Annotated in this window: 26 protein-coding genes and 1 pseudogene; 7 read left to right on the top strand and 20 right to left on the bottom strand. The window is 72.6% G+C overall.

The window, feature by feature from the left end; all coding sequences use genetic code 11:
* Positions 1–112: 112 nt before the first annotated feature.
* Positions 113–556 carry a luciferase family protein gene (locus tag ACFVXJ_RS23895; protein WP_389664509.1) on the top strand — a complete coding sequence of 148 codons (444 nt, stop codon included), beginning with the start codon at positions 113–115 and terminating at the stop codon, positions 554–556.
* 152 nt (positions 557–708) lie between these two features.
* Positions 709–903 carry a hypothetical protein gene (locus ACFVXJ_RS23890; RefSeq protein ID WP_389664507.1) on the top strand — a complete coding sequence of 65 codons (195 nt, stop codon included), beginning with the start codon at positions 709–711 and terminating at the stop codon, positions 901–903.
* Here the strand turns inward: ACFVXJ_RS23890 and ACFVXJ_RS23885 are convergent.
* The 3 genes from ACFVXJ_RS23885 to ACFVXJ_RS23875 all read right to left on the bottom strand — a co-directional run bounded on the left by ACFVXJ_RS23885 (position 856) and on the right by ACFVXJ_RS23875 (position 2,838).
* Positions 856–1,662 (bottom strand): class I SAM-dependent methyltransferase, encoded by an 807-nt coding sequence (locus ACFVXJ_RS23885; RefSeq protein ID WP_389664505.1) that lies wholly within the window; start codon positions 1,660–1,662, stop codon positions 856–858. The two genes, ACFVXJ_RS23890 and ACFVXJ_RS23885, sit on opposite strands and share 48 nt — an antisense overlap.
* A 291-nt stretch (positions 1,663–1,953) precedes the next feature.
* A complete protein-coding gene (locus ACFVXJ_RS23880; protein ID WP_389664504.1) occupies positions 1,954–2,427 on the bottom strand; it encodes a hypothetical protein in 474 nt (157 codons plus the stop codon).
* 36 nt (positions 2,428–2,463) lie between these two features.
* Complete coding sequence (locus tag ACFVXJ_RS23875; RefSeq protein WP_389664503.1) at positions 2,464–2,838, bottom strand: cupin domain-containing protein; 375 nt, start codon at positions 2,836–2,838, stop codon at positions 2,464–2,466.
* A 75-nt stretch (positions 2,839–2,913) separates the two neighbouring features.
* On the opposite strand from ACFVXJ_RS23875, the gene ACFVXJ_RS23870 reads away from it, so the two are divergent.
* Complete coding sequence (locus ACFVXJ_RS23870) at positions 2,914–3,354, top strand: MarR family winged helix-turn-helix transcriptional regulator (protein WP_389664502.1); 441 nt, start codon at positions 2,914–2,916, stop codon at positions 3,352–3,354.
* A gap of 9 nt (positions 3,355–3,363) precedes the next feature.
* Here ACFVXJ_RS23870 and ACFVXJ_RS23865 read toward each other — a convergent pair whose 3' ends face one another.
* The 8 genes from ACFVXJ_RS23865 to ACFVXJ_RS23830 form a co-directional block, all read right to left on the bottom strand.
* A complete protein-coding gene (locus tag ACFVXJ_RS23865; protein ID WP_389664500.1) occupies positions 3,364–3,930 on the bottom strand; it encodes a hypothetical protein in 567 nt (188 codons plus the stop codon).
* Between the two features lie 160 nt (positions 3,931–4,090).
* On the bottom strand, positions 4,091–4,615 hold the full coding sequence (locus ACFVXJ_RS23860; RefSeq protein ID WP_389664498.1) for a carboxymuconolactone decarboxylase family protein: 525 nt from the start codon (positions 4,613–4,615) through the stop codon (positions 4,091–4,093).
* An 88-nt stretch (positions 4,616–4,703) separates the two neighbouring features.
* Positions 4,704–5,318 (bottom strand): hypothetical protein, encoded by a 615-nt coding sequence (locus tag ACFVXJ_RS23855; RefSeq protein WP_389664497.1) that lies wholly within the window; start codon positions 5,316–5,318, stop codon positions 4,704–4,706.
* Positions 5,315–6,484 (bottom strand): MAB_1171c family putative transporter, encoded by a 1,170-nt coding sequence (locus ACFVXJ_RS23850; RefSeq protein WP_389664495.1) that lies wholly within the window; start codon positions 6,482–6,484, stop codon positions 5,315–5,317. Before ACFVXJ_RS23850 ends, ACFVXJ_RS23855 begins: the two co-directional genes overlap by 4 nt.
* Entirely contained in the window at positions 6,481–7,173 is a 693-nt protein-coding gene (locus ACFVXJ_RS23845; RefSeq protein ID WP_389664494.1) for a hypothetical protein, read from the bottom strand. Before ACFVXJ_RS23845 ends, ACFVXJ_RS23850 begins: the two co-directional genes overlap by 4 nt.
* Positions 7,174–7,300: 127 nt before the next feature.
* Positions 7,301–7,867, bottom strand: a complete 567-nt coding sequence (locus ACFVXJ_RS23840; protein WP_389664492.1) for an XRE family transcriptional regulator — start codon at positions 7,865–7,867, stop codon at positions 7,301–7,303.
* 323 nt (positions 7,868–8,190) lie between these two features.
* Positions 8,191–8,709 carry an anthrone oxygenase family protein gene (locus tag ACFVXJ_RS23835; protein ID WP_389664491.1) on the bottom strand — a complete coding sequence of 173 codons (519 nt, stop codon included), beginning with the start codon at positions 8,707–8,709 and terminating at the stop codon, positions 8,191–8,193.
* Positions 8,710–8,717: 8 nt separating this feature from the next.
* Positions 8,718–9,371, bottom strand: a complete 654-nt coding sequence (locus tag ACFVXJ_RS23830) for a maleylpyruvate isomerase family mycothiol-dependent enzyme (RefSeq protein WP_389664489.1) — start codon at positions 9,369–9,371, stop codon at positions 8,718–8,720.
* A gap of 71 nt (positions 9,372–9,442) precedes the next feature.
* Between ACFVXJ_RS23830 and ACFVXJ_RS23825 the strand changes: the two genes are divergently transcribed.
* Entirely contained in the window at positions 9,443–10,360 is a 918-nt protein-coding gene (locus ACFVXJ_RS23825; RefSeq protein ID WP_389664487.1) for a LysR family transcriptional regulator, read from the top strand.
* 85 nt (positions 10,361–10,445) lie between these two features.
* Here the strand turns inward: ACFVXJ_RS23825 and ACFVXJ_RS23820 are convergent, their stop codons facing one another.
* Together ACFVXJ_RS23820 and ACFVXJ_RS23815 are read right to left on the bottom strand one after the other, a co-directional pair.
* A complete protein-coding gene (locus ACFVXJ_RS23820; RefSeq protein ID WP_389664485.1) occupies positions 10,446–11,162 on the bottom strand; it encodes a DUF4190 domain-containing protein in 717 nt (238 codons plus the stop codon).
* A gap of 344 nt (positions 11,163–11,506) precedes the next feature.
* On the bottom strand, positions 11,507–12,679 hold the full coding sequence (locus ACFVXJ_RS23815) for an MFS transporter (protein ID WP_389664563.1): 1,173 nt from the start codon (positions 12,677–12,679) through the stop codon (positions 11,507–11,509).
* A gap of 109 nt (positions 12,680–12,788) precedes the next feature.
* Here ACFVXJ_RS23815 and ACFVXJ_RS23810 point away from each other — a divergent pair, with 109 nt between their 5' ends.
* Positions 12,789–13,793 carry an ArsR family transcriptional regulator gene (locus ACFVXJ_RS23810; protein WP_389664483.1) on the top strand — a complete coding sequence of 335 codons (1,005 nt, stop codon included), beginning with the start codon at positions 12,789–12,791 and terminating at the stop codon, positions 13,791–13,793.
* 7 nt (positions 13,794–13,800) lie between these two features.
* On the opposite strand, the gene ACFVXJ_RS23805 is transcribed toward ACFVXJ_RS23810, so the two are convergent.
* From ACFVXJ_RS23805 to ACFVXJ_RS23790, 4 genes are all read right to left on the bottom strand, one after another.
* Complete coding sequence (locus tag ACFVXJ_RS23805) at positions 13,801–15,243, bottom strand: serine hydrolase domain-containing protein (protein ID WP_389664481.1); 1,443 nt, start codon at positions 15,241–15,243, stop codon at positions 13,801–13,803.
* 130 nt (positions 15,244–15,373) lie between these two features.
* Positions 15,374–16,042, bottom strand: a complete 669-nt coding sequence (locus ACFVXJ_RS23800) for a TetR/AcrR family transcriptional regulator C-terminal domain-containing protein (protein ID WP_389664480.1) — start codon at positions 16,040–16,042, stop codon at positions 15,374–15,376.
* A 130-nt stretch (positions 16,043–16,172) separates the two neighbouring features.
* A complete protein-coding gene (locus ACFVXJ_RS23795; RefSeq protein ID WP_389664478.1) occupies positions 16,173–16,565 on the bottom strand; it encodes a hypothetical protein in 393 nt (130 codons plus the stop codon).
* A 54-nt stretch (positions 16,566–16,619) separates the two neighbouring features.
* Positions 16,620–17,072, bottom strand: a complete 453-nt coding sequence (locus ACFVXJ_RS23790; protein ID WP_389664476.1) for an anthrone oxygenase family protein — start codon at positions 17,070–17,072, stop codon at positions 16,620–16,622.
* A 104-nt stretch (positions 17,073–17,176) separates the two neighbouring features.
* On the opposite strand from ACFVXJ_RS23790, the gene ACFVXJ_RS23785 reads away from it, so the two are divergent.
* Together ACFVXJ_RS23785 and ACFVXJ_RS23780 are read left to right on the top strand one after the other, a co-directional pair.
* Entirely contained in the window at positions 17,177–17,764 is a 588-nt protein-coding gene (locus ACFVXJ_RS23785; protein ID WP_389664474.1) for a TetR/AcrR family transcriptional regulator, read from the top strand.
* Between the two features lie 72 nt (positions 17,765–17,836).
* Positions 17,837–18,319, top strand: a pseudogene (locus ACFVXJ_RS23780) (hypothetical protein).
* Positions 18,320–18,455: 136 nt separating this feature from the next.
* Here the strand turns inward: ACFVXJ_RS23780 and ACFVXJ_RS23775 are convergent.
* Genes ACFVXJ_RS23775 through ACFVXJ_RS23765 form a run of 3 tightly spaced genes read right to left on the bottom strand, consistent with a single transcriptional unit; the run spans position 18,456 to position 20,800 of the window.
* Positions 18,456–19,139, bottom strand: coding sequence for a 4'-phosphopantetheinyl transferase family protein (locus tag ACFVXJ_RS23775; protein WP_389664472.1), 684 nt, complete (start codon positions 19,137–19,139; stop codon positions 18,456–18,458).
* A gap of 21 nt (positions 19,140–19,160) precedes the next feature.
* Entirely contained in the window at positions 19,161–20,183 is a 1,023-nt protein-coding gene (locus ACFVXJ_RS23770) for a C45 family autoproteolytic acyltransferase/hydolase (RefSeq protein WP_389664470.1), read from the bottom strand.
* Positions 20,180–20,800, bottom strand: a complete 621-nt coding sequence (locus tag ACFVXJ_RS23765) for a GNAT family N-acetyltransferase (protein WP_389664469.1) — start codon at positions 20,798–20,800, stop codon at positions 20,180–20,182. Before ACFVXJ_RS23765 ends, ACFVXJ_RS23770 begins: the two co-directional genes overlap by 4 nt.
* Between the last annotated feature and the right edge of the window lie 3 nt (positions 20,801–20,803).

The raw sequence follows: 20,803 nt of genomic DNA, 5'->3' as shown, positions 1-20,803 counted from the left end.
CTCGACCGACTCGCCACCGAAGCGGACGCGTAGACCGCGCAGTCCGCGCAGTCCGCGGCTCCCGGTACCGCTCAACCCATGGCCGGCTCACCGGCCGGGAAGGAACACCGTCATGTTGACCCTGACCCCCCGCGAGGGCGCAGCCCCGTACGTCTTCGGCCCGGCCCCGCACGGCCAGGGCTCGCAGATCTCCCCGATCATGCTGCAGGAGGAACTGTGGGAGAGGATGCGCGCGCTGCCCCACGTCTACATGGCCCCGACGCTGGTCTCGGTCCCGCACGCCCGTGCGCTCTTCCTGCCCGAGGGCATCGGCTCGGGCCCCGCCGAGGCCTTCCAACGCGGCCGGGAGTGGGGCCACATCCACCCCCACCACGACGGCTCGCTGCACGTCACGCTCCCGAAAGAGGCCGAGGACGACGTGATCGAGGCGGGCTGGGGGGTGCACCACCCCGTCCAGGACGTGACGCTCGTGTACGGGCCGAGGAACGCGGCGGAGTTGGAGACGGTCTGGAGCATCGTCCAGACGTCGTACCGGTACGCGATGGGCGCGAAGTGACCCACCGGGGCGTGTGATGCTCCGGTGGCGACAACGCCCCTACGGCTTCGGGCCCGCACCCCTTCAAGGAGTGCGGGCCCGTCCCGTTCCCACGCATCCCATCCGGTGGGCAGGCCCTACCGCCGGGCACGGCCGTCGTTGACGATGCCCGCGTGACTCACCGCATCAGCGCCCTGATCTCGGCTCTCTCCGTCCTCCCCGGCACGTTGCTGCTCGTCATGGGCGTGCGCGAGTACCGCTCCGGGGCGTCGGTCCTGTGGGCCTGCGCGGGGGTTGCGATCTTCCTCGGCACCGTGGTCTCAGTCGTGCGCGACGTGCGACGGCTCCGGACCGGGCCGGTGGTCTGAGGGAGCGCGGTCGGTTCCGGCCGGCGGGTGGTCGCGGCGGAAGAGGGCCGTCCAGAGGAAGGCCTCACCGAAGCGGGGGGACTCGGGCGGCTCGTCCCGCATACGGCGCAACTCGACCTCTTCGAGGTCCGAGAAGATCCAGCGCAGCGCCTCGGGGGTGTAGGCGAGACCACCGTGGAGGCGGGACTGCCGGTAGAAGTCGCCGTCGGGGAGTTCGGATCCCATCGCGCCGGCCGCGAAGCAGGCGAGGGCGAAGTGGCCGCCGGGCGCCAACGCCCGGTCGAGGACGTCGAGGTAGCTGATGCGGCGGTGCGGCGGCAGGTGGTGGAAGCAGCCGGAGTCGTAGATCAGGTCGTACGGGCCGTTCAGTTCCGTTCCGACGAGGTCGAACGCGTCGCCGCGGTGGAAGCGGACGTCGGCCCCCGATGCGCGCGCCCGGTCCTCGGCCCAGGCGATGGCCGTCGGGGAGAGGTCCACGGCGTCCACCTCGAAGCCCAGGGAAGCGAGGTGGAGCGCGTTGCGGCCCGGCCCGCAGCCCAGGTCGAGGGCGCGGCCCCCGGTGACGAGGCCGCGGTCGAGGTACGAGACGAGGTTCTCGTCCGGCTTCTCCACGAAGAACGGCACGGGCCGGGAGCGGTCCGCGTAGAACCCGTCCCACCAGGACGACCCACCGGCCGCCGTCCAGCGGTCGGCCTCCGGTGCGAACAGGCCGTCCAGGAGCCTCAGCGCGTCTTCGACCGTGCGTATGTCCCGGTCCATCAGATCCCCTCTCCGTAGGGGGAAAGTCTACCCTCGGAAAAGCAAAAACCGCAGGTCAGACGGGGTGCGGGAAGCCTTCTGCGGGCGTCTGACGGTGTGCCGGGCCGGAGGTGGCCGCCCCACCCCCGGGGGCGGGCGCGCGAACGCCCAGCCGCCCACCGAAGGCCGTCAAGCGGCCAAGGACGGCGCCCGCGAACGGGCTTTCCGAAACGTTTCAGCGCCCGCGGCCCGCCGGCCCGCGTCCCGCCCTCGGTGAGGCGCACACGGGCCCCGCGGGAACGCTGCCTGTCGTCAGCGGTCCCAGGGGACGGCCTTCGGCACGCGCCGCCACCAGCCGTGCCCCGCCGGCGCGGAGTCGCGCCAGGCGCGCAGCCAGGGATCCAGGTCGCCCGTCACGTCGTCCCTGGTGGCGTCCATGAAGCGGTCGTCCAGGGACTTCCGCAGCGGTCCCAGTTCGGATCGGAGCGACTCGGACGACCCGAGCAGGACGGCCTCCAGGTTGCTGCGCGTGTCGAGGTCGTTCTCGTACTCGCTGAACGCGTAGTAGTCGATGGGCGCCGGGCCGGCCTCCAGCAAGCCGATCAGGTACTCCCACCTGACGAACCGGGTTCGGACCGAATACACCGGTTCGGCGAGAGCCGCCCGCCGGTCCGGGGACAGCCCGGCGCGCTCGACCTCCAGCCGCCGTGCGTCGATGGCCGCGATCTCGGCGAGAACCCCTGCCGACAGACGGGCCCAGCGGTGATCCGTCTCGGGCGTGTGCATCGTTTCCCTCTCGGTTCGCGTCGCGCCACGCCGGCCCTAGTGGGTCCAGGGCGGCGTGATGGTGCTGCCGTCGGGCAGTGCGGCGGTGAGACCGGCGCGGGTGGTGACCCACATGTGCGCGGTCTCGTCGGTGGCATTGGCCAGCCCGATCTCGGAGCCCGCCGGGGCCACCGCCGCGTCTCCGACGCCGAGTTCGGCCGTCTCGGCGCCGATGGTGAGGCGCAGGCGGCCGGACAGGACGTAGAACGTTTCCTCGTGACTGATGACGTGGGCCGGGCCCACCATCCCGGCCGGGATCTCCGCACGCCAGGCGGCGAGGTCCCGACTGCCCGTGCCCGGGCGGACGTATGAGACGAAACGGCCGCCGTGGATGTCGTACGCGACGGCCTGGTCACCGCGGATAAAGGGCATGTCGACTCCCGAGTTCCAGATAGACAAGCTGCTTGTCCAAATAGACAAGCAGCTTGACGAGTTATAGTCAAGCCCATGGACGACGCCCTGGCCTTCTCCGCTCTCGTGCTGGCACTCTCCGGACGGTTGGTGCAGGAGATCCACACCCGCGTGACCGATCAGGGATTCGAGGACCTGCGGCCCGCCCACGGCTACGCCTTCGCCCGCATCTCCCTCGGCGGCGCCACGACGGCCGACCTGGCCGAGCACTTGGGGGTGACCAAGCAGGCCGCCGCCCAACTGGTCGAGGAGTTGGTCCGCAAGGGGTACGTCGTGCGGCTGCCACACCCGCACGACGCGCGCGCCCGGCTCCTGGGGCTGACCGAGGCCGGGTGGGCCGCCACGCGCGCCGCCGATGAGGCGGCCAAGGCCGCCGTCGCGCCATGGCGGGAGGCGCTGGGCGAGGCGCGCTTCGGTGAACTCGTCGCCGACCTGGGCCGGATCGCGCCGGCGGGGCCGATCCGTCCCGCCTGGTGAGCCCGCCGGTCAGCTCAGTTGGCGTACCGACATGAGCAGGTGTCGGTGCTCCTCGGGCGGCGGCACGTCATCCACGTCCGACGGCGTGCCGCTGAGCAGCGCCCGCTGCCCGGGGCCGAGCAGGTCGAAACGCACCCGGGGAGCGTCGAACGAGTCGAGGGCTTCCCACAGGTACGCCGGGTTGAAGGCCACCGCCATGTCGGCGCCGCCGGAGAGGGTGGCCGGGAGCTGCTGGGAAGCGATGTCGTCCTCGTACCCGGCCTGGAGGAGGACCGTTCCGCGGGTGGAGAAGTCGAGGCGGATCGGGCTGTTCGGTTCCGCGACGACCGCGACCCGGCGGACCGCGTCCGCGAGTGCCTGCCGCTCCGTGACGGCGACGGCCGGCCCGTCCAGCGCGAACAGCTTGTCGTACCGCGGCAACATGCCTTCGAGCAGCCGCAGCGTCGTCCGCATCCCGGCGCCCTCGAAGGCGAGCAGGCCGCCGGTCCGGCCGCCCGAGTCCTCCTCCTCCCCCGCCTTCGCCCCGCACAACGACACCGACGAGCGGGCGACGGTGTTCACCGAACCCGACTGCACGGGTGACTCCTTCACCCTGCGCCCGCACGGTCGGCCCGCCAGTGACCGCCTGAAGCTGCGTTCGGTCGTCTTCTTCAGGGGCTAGGTGTTGTGTCCCGGAACGGGCGGGAACGGCCGGCCGCGGCCGGCCGTTCCCGCCCGTCGCGGACAGTCGGTCAGGTCAGTCCCACTGCTGGTCGGCGAGGGAGGTGACCGGCTGGGGCTTGCCGATGACGGCCAGGGCGATGAAGAAGTTGATCTGTCCGATCGCGATGGTGAGGGTGGCCAGCGCCTTTTCGTCGTAGTGCCTCGCCACCTCGGCGTAGAGCTCGTCGGTGACGCGTTCCCGACCGTGCGGGGCGGGCTGGAGGGTGGCCTCCACCAGGGCGAGCGCGGCGCGTTCGGCGTCGGTGAAGTACGGGGCGTCCTGCCAGGAGGAGACGGCCGTGATGCGCTCCTCCGACTCGCCGGCCTTGCGCAGGAAGGCGGTGTTCAGGATCGTCAGGTAGGTGTTGCCGACGATCTGCCCGGCCCGCAGGTGTACGAGGCTCATCGTGGTGCGCGGCACCGAGCGGTTGCCGGTGGCCCGGAACAGCGCCGCGCTGATGTCGCTCAGCTCGGGCACGAACTCCCCCGGGTTCGGCATCCGCGAGATCGGGGTGTTCGGGGTGTTCGAGGTCGTGGCGGTGGTCGAGGTGTCCGTCATGGCTGCGCTCCCTTGCATCGGCTTGTTCGGCGGCTCGTCACGTTGACGGACCGGCGTGCCGGGATGTGACAGGGGACGCGCGGGGGTGTCAGCGGATGAGGGCGAAGACCGGCGCCGCGGTGGCCGCGCCGAGGGCGGTGCCGACGAGGACCTGGGCGAGGGTGTGGTCGCGGAGTTCCACCCGCGACCAGCCGACCAGGGCCACCAGGGGGTAGCCGGCGAGCGCCCAGGGGCCGTAGGCGAGGGCGAGCATCGCCAGGGCGCCGGAGGAGACCGCGGTGTGGACGGAGACCTTCCAGACCGTGGTGATGGCCAGGATGGCGACCAGCGTCACCAGCATCGCGGCGATGAGGGCGATCATCTCGCGGGGTGCGTCGAGCGTGGCCATGAGGGTGATGCAGGCGGCGACGGACGCCATGATGCCGGGGATGACCAGCAGCCGGTCCTGGCGGCGGCGGACGTGGCGGTCGCCCCAGTGGCCGCGGCGCTCACCCCACTTGATGAACAGGATCGGGACGACACCGCAGAACAGGGCGGCGACCAGGCCCCAGCCGACGCCGGCGAGCCGATCGGCGTGCCAACCCGTCAGCAGGGTGACGGCGATGATCCAGTTCTTCGGTTCGAGGCCGTCGGTGATCAGCCGGGCGGCGCGGGATTCGGCGGCCGCCTCCTGCGGCGGGGCGGCGGGTGCGGTGTGGGTCATCGGGACTCCGGGGCGGGCGCGGTGCGGAAGGTGGCTGCGGTGGGCGAGTGGTAGGCGGCGCTGATCAGGAGGAGGCGGCGGACCTCGGCGGGGAAGTCGACGTCCTCCAGGGCGGAGCCGTGGCCGCGGGCGGGGTCGGCGACGGGGGCCGCGCCGGCCAGTTTCGCGGCGCGGGCGGCGTGCAGCCACAGCGCTTCGGCCATGGCCTCGCGTTCCTCGCCGTACAGTCCGGCTTCCTCGGCGGCGCGGTCGGCCCGGTCGCGGACGCCGGTGGAGACGTACGGCATGAGGCTGAGGCTGGCGTCGCGTATCTCGATGACGGTGCGGTGCAGGTGGACGCGGATGCCGTGGCGGTGGGGGGTGGGGAGGGTGATGTCGGGGACGGCTTCGGTCAGCGAGGTCCACAGGGGCCGCAGTCGCCGGCCGGCCCGCCAGTCGCCGGCGGTGCGGGCGAGAACACCCGCGGCGGGAAGGGAGTTCCCGATGATGATCAGGCCGATGGCGAGGTATTCGACGAGGTCGGCGGTGCGCTGGATCGTTTCCTCGTCGGCGAGCGGCCCGTCGCTGACCAGCCGGGCGAGCAGGGCCGCGATGCGGATGCCGGCGTAGACGACGCCGACGGCGGTGCCGATGCCGAGGATGCGCAGCCCGTTGCGCAGCGAGCGGGCGCCGGCGTGGCGGGCGTAGGCGAGGAAGAGCCAGGTGGACAGGCCCATGGCCAGGCCCAGGTAGGCGGTGAAGGTGAGCAGGTAGGCGGTGGCGGCGGGGTTGCCGGCGTACGCCTCGTAGAAGTTCTCGACGCGGGTGGGCTGGTCGACCTGGGCGAAGAGGACGCCCATGAGGAGCATGACGGCCAGCGCGAGGACCAGGTGCGGCAGGCGGGTGCGGTGGACGAGTTGGGGGCGGGCCATGGAGAAGACGAAGTCGAGGATGGCGCCGCAGGCGACGATGCCGACCGCGTGTTTGGCCGGTACGGAGATGTTGTTGACGCCGGTGGAGGTGTCCAGGAAGGCGCTGATGGGCGGCATGGCGAGGGTGGTCGCCAGGGCCAGGCCGGTGAAGGCCAGCCACAGGGAGCGCTGGCGGGGGACGCGGATCGCGGAGGGCAGGCGCCACAGCGCCACCGCCCACAGCATGACCATGATGGTGATCTTGAGGATGCTCATCGGTTCCGGTGGGTGCGGGCGGGGTGGGCGAAGGCGTCGTGCAGGCGGTGGATGACGTCGGCGGCGCCGTCGGAGGTGGAGCGGTCCTCGTCGCGGCTGATGCGTTCGAGGACGAGGGTGGCCAGGGTCTCGGCGTCCTTCTCCTGGTCGGAGTCGAACTTGGTGCGGCCGAGGAGGCTCAGGATGCGGCTGCCGGACAGTTCGAGTTCGTCGTCGCCGGGCCGGGGCGCGGCCGCGGTGGCCCGGAGGCGTTCGGCCTCGGTGCGCATGAGGTGGGCCACCATGCTGTGTTCGTCGAGGCCCTCGACGGCGGGGGCGGTCATGTCCAGCAGCCGTTCGAAGTGGGCGGCGGCCGAGGCGAGTTCGTCGGCGGTGGCGTCCTGGGGGACGTCGAACTGCGGGGCGACGTGGCCGAGGAGCATGTGCGATATCTCGTGCAGGATGATCTGCACGCGCAGCAGGTCGGAGGCGCTCTGGTCGTAGAAGACCAGGTCGGCGGTGTCGAGTCCGAGCCAGATGCCGCAGGGGAGGTCCGGCTGGGGCGGACCGTCGAGGGGCAGGAGGAGCAGGGGGCGTCCACGCTGTTCGGCGATGTGCGCGCAGAAGGCCGACAGGTCGAACGGGTGCGGTATGTGCAGTCGGTCCGCTATCGCGACACAGGGATCGGCCGGTCGCCTGCGCCATCTCATTTCGCGTTCCATTCCGGCCCGGGTGTCGTCCGGGCCGACTTCGTGCGCCGTCCGCCACTTGAGCGGCATCCGGTCACAACGGTCGTATACATGATCGAACTCCGCGTTGCCCACGTGCGGCGGCCGGCTAGGGGCGCGAGGGCCGGTCGTGGCCCGCGACGGGTACGCGGTCGGGTGACCGGTCCGGTGTCCGCCGGTCCGGTGACCGGTCGACGCGGGGCAGGCCCTCGGCCTGGCGGGCGCCGTCCACGATGGACGTGATGCCGCGCAGCGCGGCCGCCGACAGCCCTCTCAGCCGGAAGGCGACGGCCTTGACCTGCTTGTCCTCCAGGGCGTCGGCGAGTTCGCGGCCGGCTTCGGCCCGGTCGGCGCCTTCCCGGAGTTCCTTGATGCGGGCGTCGGTGCGGGCGGCGACCTCGTCGTCGAGGAAGTACTTGGCTCCCACGCCGAAGAACTTGCCGAGGGCGCGCAGGGTGTCGACGCTCGGGTTGGTGACCTTGCCCTTGTGCAGGCTGTGGATGGTGCCGTGGGAGACGGTCGGGTCGTCGGGCCCGGCCTGCTCGCGGATGGAGTCGGCGATCTCCTGGTACGTGTAGGGGCCGCGGTCCTTGGGATGCAGGGTGCGGATCAGGTGATCGAGCCGATGGGCGATGGGGCCCCGGCCCTGCTCGCCCGCGCTGTTGTTCTCACCCATCGCGGCACTCCTCGGCACTCACCGATCCAGCGGTCACTGTCGCGGGTCGTGTGTCATGTCTACTCGACTGGACGCCGGCTGGGGCCGGCCCGTCAACAATCTAACCGACTTGACAGGTGCGGTCGGCCGACGCGTATGTTTCTGCGAGGTCATCTAGTCAACTGGAGACGAGTCCTCACGCGCGGGCATCTACTTGACTGGAGAACGCCATCGGGCCGAGGCGGTCGCAATGGGGCACGGGGGTGTCCGTTGCGGCCGGCTCCCGCCCCGGGCCCCGACCGGCCCCGTCCCCCCGGAACCGACCGGCCCCGATCCGGAACCGCTCACGCCGCGCCGGCCGCCTCCGCGGCCTCGGCGCCCTCGGCGGCCGGTGGTTGCCGCAGGACGAGGACGATCAGCAGGGCGAACGCGGCAAGAGCCGTGAGCGTGCGCAGGTCGTTGAAGAGTTCCCAACGCCCCAGGATCTTCGCGTGATCGGCCGGGGCCGACGTGAGCGCCCACTCCTTGATCCGACCGTTGATCGGCACATTGCCGAACCGGGTGATCAGGAAGGACGCGAGGGTCAACAAACCCGCCGCGCCCGCGAGCAGCCGGTCGCGGGCCCCGGTCAGAACGGCGAGAGCGAGGGAGCCGAGCGTGGAGACGGCCATCGCCGTCTGCATGGTGATGCCGTTCGCCTTCATCAACTCGGCGTGGAAGGACAGTCGCATCCCCAGCGGTACCGCGTTGAACGTCGGGACGAGGTTGGCCGCGCCGTAGCCGAACGCGCCGGCGAGGAGGCCGGTGGCGAGCAGCGCGACTCCCTTGAGCAGTCGGAGGGTCCGCAGGTGCGGGCGACGCACCGGCGCCGTCATGCCCGCGCGCCCGTGAAGCGGTCGCGCGGTGCGCCGTGGAGGCGTTCCGGCGGGAGCCGTCGGCCGTAGGCGACCAGGAGGAGATCCTGCGCGGCGCCGGAGAGGGGCGTTCCGCTGCCGAAGGACCAGTCGAGGTCGGTGGCCCGGAGTTCGACGCCGGCCAGGTCGGCTCCGAAGAACCTGACGGTCCGGGCGTCGACGCTTTCCAGCAGGATGCGCAGGCGGTCTACGGGGACCCGGCGGTCGAGGCCCAGCGCCACCGTGATGTCGAGACCGTGGACGACGTCGTGGCCGAGGGCGCCCGTGAACCCGCCGACCGGGGGCCGCCACGGGTGGTCGGCGTTGTCGCGCAGGAACGAGGCGAGTTCCCCGGTCGAGTGGGCGGCCGCGTCCTTGCGGGCGCAGCGGTCGGTCATCCGGTGGAGGCTGCCGCGGGCCTTGACGAGTTCCCACGCCGTCGCGGGGAGCGAGTACCGGAACCCCAGCGTCATGTGGGCGGCGACTTCCCGTACCCGCCAGCCCGCGCACAGGCTCGGCGCCTCCCATTCGCCGGTCGACAGACCGTCCCAGAGGGCGGCCAGTTCCCTGCGTTCGGCGGCGATGGCGGATCTGATGTCGGCCGTCGGTGTCCGGTGCGTCGTGTTCCCCATGTCATCAAGGGTGTCGACAGCCTCGCCATAAGTCCAAGACCCTGTTCTTCTCACGACGAGAAGGAGCGGTTATGGACGTCCGGCAACTGCGGTACTTCGTCACCGTGGTGGAGGAAGCCAACTTCACCCGCGCCGCCGCCCGCTTGCATCTGGCGCAGCCGGGGGTGAGCGCGCAGGTCCGGCAGTTGGAACGGGAGCTCGGGCAGCCGCTGTTGGACCGCTCCGGCGGATCGGTCACCCTGACGGAGGTGGGCGAGGCGGTGCTGCCGTACGCGCGGGCCGCGCTCGCCGCGGTCACCTCGGTGCGGCAGACCGTGGACGAGTTCTCCGGGTTGCTCCGTGGCCGGGTCGACATCGGGCTCGTGCCGGGCGCCGGGGCCCACGAAGTCGACTTGCCCTCCCTCTTGGCCGGATTCCACGAGGACCACCCCGGGGTGGAGATCTCGCTGACCGAGGACACGTCGGAGCGCATGCTCGCCGCGTTGGGGCGCGGGGAACTCGACATCGCGCTGATCGGGCTCGCGCGGGAGGAGCCCCCGCCGGGGATCTCCCTCCAGGTCGTGATCGACGAACCGCTGGTCGTCGCCGTCGCCCCGGGCGACCCCCTCCTCACGCACGAGGGGCGCACGGTCGTCGCCCTGTCGGAGCTGCGCGATCGTCCGTTGATCAGCCTGCCGCGCGGCACGGGCATCCGCGGCGTGCTCGAACGGGCCTGCACGCAGGCCGGGTTCCGGCCCCGCATCGCCTTCGAGGCGGCCGCGCCGGGGTTCCTGGCGCGGCTCGCCGCCCGAGGTCTCGGCGTGGCGGTGGTTCCGGCCCTCCCGGCCGACGAGGCGTCCGCGTTGGGGCTGCGCACTCTGGAGGTGACGCGGCCACGGCTACGGGCCCGGGTCGCCCTCGCCCGGCGGGCGGACGGACCGGGCGGCCCCGCGGCCGCCGCCTTGCTGGACCGGCTCCGTACGGCCTTCGACGCGCTCGGGAGCGGCTAGGGGGTTGTCCCGGGCCGTTGACGACGGGCCGGCCGGCCTTGCGGTCCGGCAGCAAGGGCGAGACGGGCGGCGGGCGGCGGGCGGTTCAGGAACCGGTGGCGCGGAGTGAGCCGGTGCTCTTGCCGCCCGCCTCGCCCATGAAGCAGGTGACCTTGCGGTCGCCGAGGATCCAGGTGGCGGACTGCGGGAAGTAGTAGTACACCTCCAGCTTCTCCGAGACCTTGGCGTTCTTGCCCACGTAGTCGGTGAGTTCGGTGCCGCCGCACTTCTCCTCGGCCGTCGACGCGACCTTGTCCTTGCCGGGGTACGGGCCGTCCTCCAGGTTGAAGACCGCGTACGCCTCACCCTCGTGGGGCTGGTCACAGGGCACGACGCGCACCGAGAAGGCGGCTTGGCCGTCGGCCTTGTCCTCGTACTGCGCCAGATCGCCGTCGGTGTTGAAGCAGTCGCCCTTGCGGAGGTCGTTGACCTTGCTGGAGCCGGAGCCGGTGACCTGGCCACCCGTGTCGCGCTTGGGGGCCGGGCTGTCGTCCAACGCCCCGGAGAGCCCGAGGGCCAGGACGATCCCGTAGAACGCGATGGTCGCGCCGTGGATGGCGATGGCCGCGATGGCGAAGCCCTTGCCCTTCTCGCCCCGGGTGCGGATCTGGGAAAGGGCGACGATGCCCAGGATCAGGGGAACCAGCGGCAGCGCGCAGACGATCGACATGACGAACGCCACGATGGCCGCCGTGTTGGTCTTCTGCGGCGGCGGCGGTGCGTACCAGCCGCCCTGCGGACCGCCGTACGGTCCGGGCTGCACCGGCTGTCCGTACGGCCCTACCGGCCCTGTCGGCCCTGCCGGTCCTGTCGGTGGGTACGGCTGCGGATACGACGGGGGCTGCGGTGGTATGGACATGCGAGTGGAGCTCCTTGCTCGAAACGGTGGATCCGACCGACAGCCAGGCGGGGACACCGCGACCGCCAAGTGGGGTCCGATCGTCGCATGGCGTTCGGGCCGGCCGGCGACCGGGCACGGCTGCGGTGCGCAAGGCCGATTCGCAGCGGTCGAAGGGGACCGGATGGGCCGTCATCGGCGACACCCGCCGTCTTCCGGGCTGCCGCCCGCTGACGCCCGGGAGCCGGCGCACCGGCTCCCGGGCCCGGTCAGCGGGGGCGGCGCGGGGTGAGGTGGCGGGTGAGGGCGACCGACGCCGGCAGGGCGATGAGGGCGCAGACGGCCGGCCAGCCGAACGCGGTGTAGGCGCGGACGCCGAGCCAGGAACCGGCGGTGCCGCCCAGGTAGGAGCAGGTCATGTAGGCGGTGGTGAGCCTGCCCCGGGAGTCGGGGCGCAGCGCGTACACCCGTGACACGTTGGCCAACGTGCCGGACTGCAGGGCGATGTCCAGCAGCAGGGTGCCCGCGGCGAGGGCGGTCAGGCCGAGCGGGCCGCCCGTGGCACCCGCCGCGAGGACCGCGGCGGCCACCAGGACGCCGAGCAGGCAGACCAGGTTGACCGGGCCGGGCCCCCTACGGTCCACCAGGCGCCCGACGAACGGCGTGCACACCATGGTGGCCGCGCCGACCAGCGCGAGCAGCCCGACGGCTTCGGCGCCGAAGCCGTAGACCGGGCCGGTCAGCAGCAGCGCCAGGCAGGTCCACGCGGCGGAGAACCCGCCGAAGACGGCGGCCTGGTAGAGGCAGGAGCGGCGCAGTTCCGGCTCGGCGCGCAGCAGGCGCGCCGGTTCGGCGAGGAGCGTGGGGTACGAGCGCCGGGTGGCGGAGACGGCCGGGGTGGTGGACGGCACCGCGTACGCCATGACGGCCGCGAGGACCAGCGCCGTGGCGGCGGCCACCAGGTAGGGCGCCCGCCAGCCCAGCCACTCGCCGAGCGTCCCGCTGAAGGTACGGGCCAGCAGCATGCCGGCGGTCGAGCCGCTGAGCAGCGTACCGAGGACCTCCCCCTGACGGTCGGGGGCGACGAGACCGGCCGCCAGCGGGCTGATGATCTGCGCGGCCACGGTGGTGAGCCCGACCAGGGCGCTCGCCGCGGCGAGCGGCGGCAGGCCGGGGGCGCAGCCGGCGGCCAGCAGGGCGAGGCCGCTGAGCGAGAGCACGACGACCAGGAGCGGCCGGTGGCGGAACCGGTCGCCGAGCGGTACCAGCAGGACCATCCCGGCGGTGTAGCCCAGTTGGGTGGCGGTGACGACCAGGGCGGCCCGGTCCGCCGGGACGTCCAGTCCGGCGGCGATCATCGGGCCGATGGCCTGCGGGAAGTAGAGGTTGCCCACGGCCACGGCGCAGGCCAGGGCCAGGAGGGCCACGAGTCGGCGGCTCATGCCGGCGCCGCCGCTCGTGGGGCCCGTGCGCGGAGCGAGGGTGGGGGAGGTCATGGGGGAAGTTCACGGCACGGGCGGTGGGCCGCCAATCGATGTAGCGTACAGCTTAATGATCAGCTTCGAACTCGGCGTCGAGGACCTCGCCGACACCCGCTTCGCGGTGTCGCCGCTCAGCGAGACGGTGCTCAGCCTGCGGGTGCTGCGCGATCCGGGTCTGTCGGCCGTCCACCTGCCGTGGCGCAGGTCCGTGCTCGGTGCGCTCGGCGGCCTGGATCGGGACCTGTTGATGTCCCTGGTGGCGGTGCGGCTCACGCTGCCCGACTTCCTGACGCCCCGGCCGACGGCCTTCGCCCCGTCCTTCGGGGAGGAGCTGGCGCTCGCCCGCCGGACGCCGCCGGCGCTGGTCCGCCGGGACCTGCTGGCCGCGCACGCGCCGGGCCGGGTGTCGGAGCCGCTGGTGGCCGCCGAGACCGGCGACGACGCCGCCGTGGCCGTCCTGCGCGACCGCGTCTGCGCCCTGCTCCTGCGGTACTGGGAGATCGCCGTCGAGCCGTTGTGGCCGCAGGTGCGACTGGTGGTGGAGGCCGACATGACCTACCGCGCGCGGCGGTTGGCGATGGGCGGGGCGCGGCTGCTGTTCGCCGACATGCATCCGAGCCTGCGCTGGCGGGACGGCGTCCTGCACATCGACAAGATGATCGGCCGGCACCGGGTCCGGGCCGCCGGCCGGGGGTTGCTCCTGGTGCCCTCGGTCTTCGCGCACAAGCCCGCGCCCCCGGTCAGCGCGGAGGAGGCGCCGTCGCTGATCTATCCGAGCCGCGGGGTGGCGACGCTGTGGGGGCCGGTACCGGACGGGGACCGGGGCGGGGGCGGGGGCCGGGAGGCGTCGGCCCTCGTGCCGCTGCTCGGTGCCCCGAGGGCGCGGCTGCTGCGGCTGTTGGGGGAGCCGCTGGCCACGGTGGAACTGGCCCGCCGGCTCCGGGTGACCCCGAGCGCGGTGTCGCAGCACCTGCGGGTGCTGCACGCCGCCGGGTTGGTCACCCGGGCCCGGCAGGGACGGCAGGTGCTGTACCGGCGCAGCCCGCTCGGGGACGGGCTCGCGGCGGTGGAGTGAGGCGGGATCAGCTCCCGGAGGGGATCGCTTCGGACGGCCGGATCGCGGGGGACGTCCGGATCGCCGGGGTCGTCCGGTTGAAGAGGCGGCCGGCGAGGTCGACGCCGGTGACCACGCCGTGCGCGTCCCGGGTGAAGTAGCCGCGCTGCCCCTTGAGGCCGCCCTCGGTGACGACGTACTCGTCACCGTCGCCGGGGAGGAAACCCATCCCGGCCGGGGCGTAGTCCGGGGGCATGTCGGCGTCCGAGGCCTCGCGGATCTCCGGCTTGATCTCCGCCGCGAGGGTGAGCCGGGTGCCGTCGACGGCGATGTGGAGGTTCATGGCATCGATCTCGTACCGGCCCGCGACCTCCCGCGCCCGCGCCTCCTCGAACGGGACCGGTTGCGGGTCCTTGTCGACCACGCCGAGGTAGTGCTCCAGGGCCCACCGGACGACGGACTGGTTGAACGGGTAGCCCTCGGGGCCGGCGTTGGCCAGCGAGACGACGGCGAAGTCGTGCTCGGGCACGATGAGCAGGTCGGCGAACTGGCCGTTGCCCGATCCACCGTGTCCGACCGTGTCGACGCCGTCCACGGCGCGCAGGAACCAGCAGATGCCGAAGGCGTCCCCGAGCGTGCTCGCGCGCAGCGTCACCGTCGGCTCCTGCATGCGGTGCAGCGCCCGGGCGGGCAGGACGCCGTCCCCCGTGCCGAGGTGGAACCGGGCCCAGCGCAACAGGTCGCCGACGGAAGTCGCGATGCCGCCGCCGGGGTTGTTGCCGAGGGCGCCGCTGGGGTTGGCGCGCCACGGCCGGGCGGGGCGCAGGACCCCGTCCTCGTCGCGGTTGTGGCCGACGGCGAACCGCCGGATCATGATCTCGTCGATGTCGAAGAAGGTCCGCGTCAGCCCGACCGGTTCGAGGACGAGCGCGGCCACGGCCTTTTCGAAGGGCAGGCCGGTCACCTTCTCGATGACGCGTCCGGCCAGGTTGTAGCCGGCCTGGCTGTACGAGGCGCGGGCGCCGGGCGGCGCGATCACCGGCAGTTCGGACATCTTGGCCACGAACTCGGCCAGGGAGCCGTTGCCCGCGTCCGTGTCGATCAGGTTCCAGTCGAGACCGGCGGTGTGGTTGAGCAGGTTCAGCACGGTGATCGTCTCCGCGCTCCGCTCGTCGGCGAGTTCGAGTTCGGGGACGTAGCGGCGCACCGGGGCGTCCAGTTCCACCTTGCCCTCGGCGACCAGGCGCATCAGCGCGGTCGAGGTGAAGGTCTTGGTCACCGATCCCACGTGGAAGAGGGTCTCCTCGTCGACCGGCAGCGGGTTGTCGACGTGGGTCACGCCGTGGGAGGCGTAGATCTCCCGACCGCCCGTCAGGACGCCGACGGATACGCCGGGTACGCCGAACTTCTCGGCCGTCGACGCGACGAACGCGGCCAACTGTTCCTGCTGCTCCTGCTGCTCCTGCGACATGCTTCCCCCTGCGGCGACTTGAACTAAGTACAAGGGAAGCGTAGGCAGCGCCATCGGCGGAACACAAGGGCTGAATGAACTTAGTTCAAGAGGCCGGGGATCAGGGAGGGAGCGGGGTCGGGTGACCCGGTCAGCGGAGCCGGTCCTCCAGGCCGCTCAGCAGGGCTTGGAGACCGAAGTCGAAGCTGTCGTGCGCGGCGGCGTCGTGCGAGGCGGACGGCGTCCCGAGGCGCGCGCGCAGCCGCGGGTACTCCATGACGGACTCGGTCGCCTTGGCCGTCGCCCGCGCGAACGCCTCCTCGGGGTCGCCGCCGTCGCGGCTGATCCTGCGCGTCAGGGTGGCGGTCGCGGAGGCGCCGAGGACACTGCCGAGGACGTACGTGAAGACGCCGGCCGCCGCCCGGTCGGCGGCGGCGCCCGTGAAACCGGCCGCCTCGTAGACGGCGAGGCAGTGGTCGTCGTGACGGGCCTTCGCGGGACCGTAGAAGAGGTACGAGCCGAACGCCTGGACCAGCCAGAGGTGTCGGCCGAGCACCGCGTGCAGGCTGGTGGCCATCGTGGTGGCGGCCGTACGCCAGTCGACCGCGTCGAGGTCGGGCAGCTCGATCTCGCCCCACACCCGGTCGCCGACCAGCAGGACGAGGTCGTCCTTGTTCTTGACGTGCCAGTAGACGGCCGTCGCAACGGTGCCGAGCCGCTTGCCAAGGCTGCGCATGTTCAGGCCTTCCAGGCCCTCTTCGTCGAGCAGTTCGATCGCGGTGCGGATGATCTGTTCTTTGGTCAGTGCCTCGCGCGCCATGCCGTCACCCTAGGTGCGCGGCCACCCCCTGTACAAAGTGCAGGCCCGGCCCCCGGTCAGACCTCCTGGTCCTTCCACGGGTCCTTCAACGGCAGGACCCCGGCGGCCCGGAACCGGTTGTCCAGGTCCTTCAGCTCGGCGAGGCCCTGGTCGATGTCCGCCCACCCCCGGGCCTCCGTCCCCCTCGCCTATCGGCGGTGCGGAGCGCTTCGGACAGGTTCTTGAAGTCGATGACCGCGCGGTCGTGCTCGTGCATGCTCCAGTACAGGCGGGCCTGTCGGACGAGTTCGTTGTACTGCTCGGAGCCGCCCTGCCCGTACCAGAGGAGGACGAGCACACCGGCCGGGGTGGGCTCGGGCGCGGCGGTCGGGGTCGGGATCGGGGTCGGCGTTCCGGTCCGGGAAGCGCTCGGACCGGGGCTCCGGCTCGGGCCCGACGCGGCGGCTTCGGGTCCGCCGGAACAGCCGACGAGCAGGACGGCACCGCCGATGGTCAGTACGACTGTGGATACGCGGGCCCGCATGTCAGGCTGCCTTACGGCGGCCCGCCGGCACAGGCAGGTCGTCGTTCCCGTTCGTTACACCTGGACGAGGGCGACGGTGAAGAGGGTGAAGGCGGCGATGATGACGGCCACCCGGACGTAGTGGAAGCGGTCCCAGCGGTTCACCTGCTGCTTCCAGTCGGCGGGGACGCCGTCGCGCGACCAGGTCGCGACGCGGGAGTTGATGGGCACGAGCAGCAGGATCGACATCACCACGCTCACCACGAGGAGGCCGGCGCCGGCCGCGATGAGGGGGGCGCCGGCGGCGCCCCAGGTCAGGGCGGCCCACACGGCGCCGAGGACGAGCGAGCAGATGTACCAGAAGGGCATCACGCGGCCCAGGACGCGGGCGCCGTCACCGCGGGCGGCGAGGCCGCCGTTGTCCGGGAGCCGGTCCAGGATCGGATTGACGAACACCGCCACCGCGAACTCCACGCCCACCATCAGTCCGACCACGACGACCGTGACGACGGCCAGTACGTCCTGCATGACCCCTCCCAGGGGTGATGTCCCACGAGATCTAGCAGCGCTAGCTTCCGGTGCAATGCTAGACAGATCGACGCTCGAATGTCTAGCGGCGCTAGGATGGACGCATGTCGACACACGAACGCAAGGAACGCGAACGGGCCGAACGCCACCGGCTGATCGTCGCCACCGCGCGCGAACTCGCGGAGGCCCAGGGCTGGGACGCCGTCACCACGCGCCGGCTCGCGGAGCGGATCGAGTACAGCCAGCCCGTGCTCTACAGCCACTTCCGCGGCAAGCGGGAGATCGTGGGGGCGGTGGCCCTGGTGGGGTTCGCCGAGCTGACCAGCGCCCTGCGCGCGGCGGTACCGGCGGAGTCGGAGGAGGCCGGCGGTCGGGCGGCGGTGGCCGCGCTGGCGCGCGCCTACACCGACTTCGCGGCGCGCAACCCGGCCCTGTACGACGCGATGTTCAGCCTCGACAACGGGCTCCCGTACGCCGACGAGGCCACGCCCGCCCCCCTCCGCGACTCGTTCCAGGCCCTGTTGGACCCGCTCGCCGGGCACGCCGGCCCCGACGAGGAGCCGGGGCTGTACGTCGAGACGTTCTGGGCGTCGCTGCACGGGCTGGTCACCCTCACCCGCGCCGGCCGGCTGCCCGCCGCCCGGGTGGCCGACCGGCTCACCCTGCTGGTCGACCGCTTCGTCCCCCGGTAGCGGCGCGGGGCACACGACTCCCGGGCGGTGGCCGGCCCCTTCCGCGCCGGCGCCGCCCGTAATGTGAAAGTCATGAGCACCGAGAACGCCGCCGTGAACTCCTCCGAGCTGGTCGACAAGAACAAATAGACGCCGGCCCGCCTCAAGGAGTCGCCACGGCTGCCGCTGCACCGCAGGGACGGGGAAGACCTGGTCCTCACCACGGCCGCGCGGGCCGAGCAGGACCAGACCGTCGTATCGGCGGCCACGCGCATGCTGTCCGCGATGGCGCGGCGGGAGCCCGGGAGCATGGAACTGCTCTTGGACATACCGCCGGACGCGTTTCCCTGGGTGGGCTTCCTCCCCGAGGCCGATGTCCATGCCTTCGCCGTCGAGTTGGTGGACACCTTGCGGGCGGCCGACCCACTCGGCAACAGCGCTGCCGTCGCCCAACTGCTCGTCGCCTGGCAGCACACGGCCGAGGTCTACTACGATCCCGAGCTGCCGGCCGCCCTGACGCGGGACCACGGCGCGGAAGACCACGGACCGGCCGCCGACCCCCGGGGCGTCGCGTGACCGCGGGGCGCGGAGACCGCGCGGCGCCGCCCGCGCCGGAAGGCCGGTGGGAGGTCCGCTTCGGGCACCGCCCGTGAAGCATGCCGGCTCACGTACGCCGGGACCGGGCATCCGCGGGTCACTGACCGCCGGTGAGTCAGCGCGGGGGCCAGGGGCGGACCCGGAAGGGGGGGAGGTCGTGGGAGACGAAGGCGGTCAGCGCCGAGGGGGCGCTCGGGCGGATCGGGTGGAGGGAGGTGTGGCCGTGCCAGGGGTGGGGGCCGTGGCCGGTGATGCCGCGCAGGGCGACCGTGCCGCCCGGGCCGAAGTCGAGGTCGACCTCCCTCGCCCCCCGCGCCAGCCCCCGCCCGGTGGCCTTGACCGCGGCTTCGAGCAGGGTCCAGGCGTGGAAGAAGGTGCGGGGCGTGGCCGTGGCGGGGACCGCCGGGTAGACGAAGGACAGCACGTCCATGTTGGTGGCGTCCGGGCGGACGAGTTCTACGTCCACCCCGACCGGCCCGGTCTCCGTCGCGCCCAGCAGCAGGAGGCCGTCCGAGCGGGACCAGCTGATGTGCGTACCGGGCCGGTCGGGCAGGTACGGCTTGCCCGCCGGGTCGTAGTGGATGCGCAGGTCGCGCGGGTCGAGGCCGAGCCGGTCGGCCAGCAGCCTGCGGACGGTGAGCCGGGCGCGGAAGAAGCGGTGGGCGGCCCGGGCGTGCACGAACTCGGCTCCGCGCCGCAGTTCGTCCTCGGTGAGGCCGGCCAACGCGTCCGCGGGACCGGCCGGATCGCTGATGTCGGTGGGGACGACTCGGTCGAGGTCGACCAGCCATGCGTCCATCCTCCTGGTCCTTCCCTCGGTTCACGGGGTCGAGAGGGTGAAGAGCCGGCTCGTGCCGAGCGCGGGGTCACCCGGGCGCAGGTGCAGCTCACCGGCGTCCGGGAAGAGCACCACCGCCGCGACGGTGCGTTCGGCGCGGATGTCCCCCCGGTCGGGGACCCGGATCGGCGGGCGGGCCAGCACCGCGAAGTGGTCCTCCGCCGAGGCCCGCTCCGCCAGCCCGGCCAGCCCCTCGGTCGCCGCGCGCAGCCGGCGCAGGGAGGAGTTGCGGGCGAAGACGTTCAGCTCGTCCGCCGGCGCGAAGTCGGGGTGCAGGAAGTGGTTGGTGTGCACCGCCTCGGGCCCCTCCCCCACCCGCAGTTCGCCGTCCAGGTGCTCCACGTACACCGCGCGCTCGCGGTCGCACAGAGTCAGGGAGCGCGAGCTGGCCAGTGGCAGGTCGGCGAGGAGCTTGAGGGCCTCCCCGACGCTCCCGGCGCGGTCGAGGAGGTGCCGGATCGCCAGGTACGGCGGCACCCCCGGGCCCCACGCGCCGCCGAGCACCAGGTTCAGCCCGACGGCGAGGCCGGCGCGGTTGATGCCGAGGTAACCGAGCAGTCCGGCGAAGCTGAGGACCAGGGAGCGCGGGGTGCGCAGGACGGTGATGTGGGTGTCGAGGTTGCCGTTCAGGTCCACCGTCTGGGCCAGGACGGGGACGGGCCCGGTGCGGGCGTAGGTGGTGCAGTCCCCGCCGGTGCGGACCTTGGAGTAGCCCATGAGTTCGCGGCGCAGTTGCAGCAGCCAGGCTTCGTCCTCGGTGAGGCGGGCCCCTTCCGCGAGCCCGGCGACCTCCTCGGCGAGGTCGGGCAGGGCGGCCGTGACCGCCGCCCGGTAGGCGGCGATCGACGGCCGGAGCCCGTCGAGCGAGAGGGGGGCGTCGGTGAGGTGGCCGAGGCGGGCCACGCCGTCGTCGAGGAAGGCCCGCAGCGGCGCGGCCAGGGCCGCGCCGTGCGTACGGCCCGTCTCGCGCGGGGTGCCCGGGGCGTCGACGAAGGTGACGCTCATGCGGGGACGGCCGTCTTCGGGCCCCGGGCGAGGGCGGCGCGCACCTCGGGCCACTCGGCGCGCAGGACGCTGTAGAAGACGGCGTCGCGGCGCCGGCCTCCGGGCATGTAGTTGAAGCTGCGCAGGGTGCCTTCCTCGGTGGCGCCGATGTTGCGCAGCCCGCGCCGGGCCTGGAGGTTGAGGACGTCGGTCTTGAACTCGACGCGTTCGGCCTCCAGGACGTCGAAGGCGTGTGCCAGGAGCAGCGCCTTCGCCCAGTGGTTGATGCCCTTGCCGCGGAAGTCGCGGCCGAGCCAGGACCAGCCGATCTCCAGGCGCCGGTCGGCTTCGGCCATGTTGCCGAAGCTCATGCTGCCCGCGATCCGGCCGGTCGCCTTGTCGGTGATGACGTAGACGGCGCGGCGGCCGGCGGCGTGGTCGGCGAGCATGGCGCCGAAGAACGTCTCGAAGTCGGTGTCGGTCTCGACGGCGGAGACGAAGTAGCGCCAGATGTCGGGGTCCATGGCGACGACGCGGATGCCTTCGCGATCCGCCTCGCGGACCGGGGTCAGCCGGACCCGGTCGTTCTCCAGGGTGGCGGCGGCGCGGTCGGCCCAGTCGGTGGTGGTGGTCGTCATGGT

Origin of the sequence: Streptomyces sp. NPDC058279, from assembly GCF_042881255.1 — a bacterium.
Taxonomy (GTDB): Bacteria; Actinomycetota; Actinomycetes; order Streptomycetales; family Streptomycetaceae; genus Streptomyces.
This window is presented reverse-complemented; position numbering and strand designations above follow the sequence as displayed.

Bases quoted from the DNA above. Each gene is read 5' to 3' on its own strand.
- ACFVXJ_RS23810 (WP_389664483.1), top strand. From the start codon at position 12,789: ATGATCAGCTTCGAACTCGGCGTCGAGGACCTCGCCGACACCCGCTTC.
- ACFVXJ_RS23895 (WP_389664509.1), top strand. From the start codon at position 113: ATGTTGACCCTGACCCCCCGCGAGGGCGCAGCCCCGTACGTCTTCGGC.
- ACFVXJ_RS23825 (WP_389664487.1), top strand. From the start codon at position 9,443: ATGGACGTCCGGCAACTGCGGTACTTCGTCACCGTGGTGGAGGAAGCC.
- ACFVXJ_RS23860 (WP_389664498.1), bottom strand. From the start codon at position 4,615: ATGACGGACACCTCGACCACCGCCACGACCTCGAACACCCCGAACACC.
- ACFVXJ_RS23795 (WP_389664478.1), bottom strand. From the start codon at position 16,565: ATGCGGGCCCGCGTATCCACAGTCGTACTGACCATCGGCGGTGCCGTC.
- ACFVXJ_RS23830 (WP_389664489.1), bottom strand. From the start codon at position 9,371: ATGGGGAACACGACGCACCGGACACCGACGGCCGACATCAGATCCGCC.
- ACFVXJ_RS23855 (WP_389664497.1), bottom strand. From the start codon at position 5,318: ATGACCCACACCGCACCCGCCGCCCCGCCGCAGGAGGCGGCCGCCGAA.
- ACFVXJ_RS23850 (WP_389664495.1), bottom strand. From the start codon at position 6,484: ATGAGCATCCTCAAGATCACCATCATGGTCATGCTGTGGGCGGTGGCG.
- ACFVXJ_RS23775 (WP_389664472.1), bottom strand. From the start codon at position 19,139: ATGGACGCATGGCTGGTCGACCTCGACCGAGTCGTCCCCACCGACATC.
- ACFVXJ_RS23805 (WP_389664481.1), bottom strand. From the start codon at position 15,243: ATGTCGCAGGAGCAGCAGGAGCAGCAGGAACAGTTGGCCGCGTTCGTC.
- ACFVXJ_RS23815 (WP_389664563.1), bottom strand. From the start codon at position 12,679: ATGAGCCGCCGACTCGTGGCCCTCCTGGCCCTGGCCTGCGCCGTGGCC.
- ACFVXJ_RS23790 (WP_389664476.1), bottom strand. From the start codon at position 17,072: ATGCAGGACGTACTGGCCGTCGTCACGGTCGTCGTGGTCGGACTGATG.
- ACFVXJ_RS23880 (WP_389664504.1), bottom strand. From the start codon at position 2,427: ATGCACACGCCCGAGACGGATCACCGCTGGGCCCGTCTGTCGGCAGGG.
- ACFVXJ_RS23800 (WP_389664480.1), bottom strand. From the start codon at position 16,042: ATGGCGCGCGAGGCACTGACCAAAGAACAGATCATCCGCACCGCGATC.
- ACFVXJ_RS23765 (WP_389664469.1), bottom strand. From the start codon at position 20,800: ATGACGACCACCACCACCGACTGGGCCGACCGCGCCGCCGCCACCCTG.
- ACFVXJ_RS23840 (WP_389664492.1), bottom strand. From the start codon at position 7,867: ATGGGTGAGAACAACAGCGCGGGCGAGCAGGGCCGGGGCCCCATCGCC.
- ACFVXJ_RS23875 (WP_389664503.1), bottom strand. From the start codon at position 2,838: ATGCCCTTTATCCGCGGTGACCAGGCCGTCGCGTACGACATCCACGGC.
- ACFVXJ_RS23845 (WP_389664494.1), bottom strand. From the start codon at position 7,173: ATGAGATGGCGCAGGCGACCGGCCGATCCCTGTGTCGCGATAGCGGAC.
- ACFVXJ_RS23870 (WP_389664502.1), top strand. From the start codon at position 2,914: ATGGACGACGCCCTGGCCTTCTCCGCTCTCGTGCTGGCACTCTCCGGA.
- ACFVXJ_RS23885 (WP_389664505.1), bottom strand. From the start codon at position 1,662: ATGGACCGGGACATACGCACGGTCGAAGACGCGCTGAGGCTCCTGGAC.
- ACFVXJ_RS23785 (WP_389664474.1), top strand. From the start codon at position 17,177: ATGTCGACACACGAACGCAAGGAACGCGAACGGGCCGAACGCCACCGG.
- ACFVXJ_RS23770 (WP_389664470.1), bottom strand. From the start codon at position 20,183: ATGAGCGTCACCTTCGTCGACGCCCCGGGCACCCCGCGCGAGACGGGC.